This is a genomic window from Pararhodobacter sp. (genome assembly GCF_034676075.1).
Lineage (GTDB): Bacteria > Pseudomonadota > Alphaproteobacteria > Rhodobacterales > Rhodobacteraceae > Pararhodobacter.
Genome location: NZ_JAUCCQ010000232.1, coordinates 1 through 2,119 on the forward strand (window position 1 = coordinate 1; position 2,119 = coordinate 2,119).

Below are 2,119 nucleotides of genomic sequence, written 5' to 3' on the forward strand. Positions count from 1 at the left end.
CCCATGGCGATGACCCCGCCCACGCCCATCAGCGCCGCGCCGCCGACCTGACGGCCCAGTTCCCGCGGATCCTCGCAGGCCTCCCAGCGGAACATCCCGCGCCAGAGCGATCCGGCCAGCGCCCCCGCCATCACCCCCAGCACCGCGCCGACCGAGAAGTTGATCCCGCCCGCAGTCGAGGTCATCAGATACAGGATCGTCCGCCCGACCGGCGCGGTGAAGGACAGGCCCTCGACCCCGATCTCGCCGAAACTCTCGTGGCTGATCCAGCCGGTGCCCCAGAAGGCAAGTACCACCGCGCCGCCCGCCACCGCGCCCCAGGCCATCTCGCCCGGGCGGTGACGCAGCGGACCATAGGCCAGCGCCCAGATCAGCAGGGCCGCGGCGATGACCAGCGCGGTGACCAGCGGCGGCACGCCCGCCAGCCCCTGCAGCGCGGCGGTGATCCCCTGCTCGCCCGTCGCCGGATCCTGCGGGAACAGCGCGACCCTGAGCGGCGCCAGCGGGCCCGAAAGCGTGATGAAGCCGAAGACCCCCATCACCACCACCACGACCAGCGACCGCAGATCGCCGCCCCCGAACCGGACCAGCGCCCCGAAGCCGCAATTGCCGGCCAGCGCCATGCCATAGCCGAAGAGCAAGCCGCCCGCGATCGAGGCCAGCGGGTTCCAGGCGATCTGATGGTAGAAGGTCTCGCCCAGCCGCAGGAACCCCAGCTCGACGCCCAGGAAGGTGCCGGTGATCGCCACAGCCAGCACGATCCCCCAAAGCCTGAGCCGCCGCTGGTCGCCGCCAAAGACCGCCATCTCCAGCGCCCCCAGCGTGCAGAAATTCCCCAACCGAGCCGAGAGGCCCAGCACGATCCCCGACACCAGCCCGACAAGGGCGGCCATCACACCATAGGAAATGCCGTCCATCCCCGCCTCCGGTTTCCTGACTTGCCCGTCCGCTGAAAGGCAGGGCCAGAATCCCGATTCACCCCCCGAAATGCAAGCCCTCACGCCCGGTCTGACCGAATTCCTCCGGCAGGGGGCTTGCCTTTGCCCTGCTTGCCCCTAGACTCCGGCTCACGGGCGTTCTCTCCCATCCGCACCGCATCACCTCAAACCCGCCCTTCCGGCGGGCCTCAGTCATGGGAGTCATCATGCAGATCACGCGACGCGCTTTCACCACCGGCGGGCTCATGTTCGGCGGTCTCGCCCTCGGCCCGGGCCTCGGGCGCCCCGCCCGGGCCTCGGCCCGCTTCGGGTCCATGCAGATCGACATGGTCTCGGACGGCAATCTGGTGCTGCCCCGCGATTTCATCACCGGGCCGATGCCCGCCGACGAGCTGGCGGCGATCCTCACCCGCAACGGCATCACCGGCGAGGCGCTGACGCCGCCCTGCAACGTGACGCTGCTGCGGCACGAGGACCGCGTAATCCTCTTCGACGTGGGCTCTGGCTCGGATTTCCAGCCCTCGGCCGGGCTCCTGCCCGAGACGCTGGACAGCCTCGGCCTCGCGCCCGAGGACATCACCCATCTGGTCGTGACCCATGGCCATCCCGATCATATCTGGGGCCTGCTCGACGATTTCGACGAGCCCTTCCTGCCCAATGCGCAGATCCTGATGGGGCGCGCCGAATTCGACTACTGGATGGATCCCGGTACGCTCGACAGCATCGGCGCGGCACGGCAGGCCTTCGCCATCGGCGCCCAGCGGCGGCTCGAGGCGGTGGCGGATCTGGTGACCTTCTTCGAGGACGGGGCCGAGATCCTGCCCGGCGTCGCCGCCCGCCTGACCCCCGGCCACACGCCCGGTCACATGTCTTTCGAACTGCGCGACGGTTCGGAAAGCCTGATGGTGCTGGGCGATGCGATCGGCAACCACCATGTCGCCTTCGAGCGCCCGGCCTGGGAATCGGGCTCGGACCAAGACCCTGGCCTCGCCGCCACCACCCGCGTGGCGCTCTTCGACCAGCTGGCCAGCGCGCAGATGCCGATCGCGGGTTTCCACCTGCCCGGCGGCCTCGGCCGGGTCGAGGCCCATGCCGACGGCGGCTACCGCTTCCTGCCCGCCTGACCCGCCCTTCTTTGCGCTGAAAATATCCTCGGGAGGATTTTCAAGGAGGGTGGAAAA

General features: G+C 69.5%; 2 protein-coding genes. One reads left to right on the forward strand and one right to left on the reverse strand.

Going from position 1 to position 2,119, the window contains the following annotated elements; all coding sequences use genetic code 11:
- The coding region (locus VDQ18_RS23535; RefSeq protein WP_323023283.1) for a YeeE/YedE family protein at positions 1-917 on the reverse strand (917 nt) is incomplete at its 3' end.
- A 227-nt stretch (positions 918-1,144) separates the two neighbouring features.
- Between VDQ18_RS23535 and VDQ18_RS23540 the strand changes: the two genes are divergently transcribed.
- A complete protein-coding gene (locus VDQ18_RS23540; protein ID WP_323023284.1) occupies positions 1,145-2,062 on the forward strand; it encodes an MBL fold metallo-hydrolase in 918 nt (305 codons plus the stop codon).
- Positions 2,063-2,119: the final 57 nt, after the last annotated feature.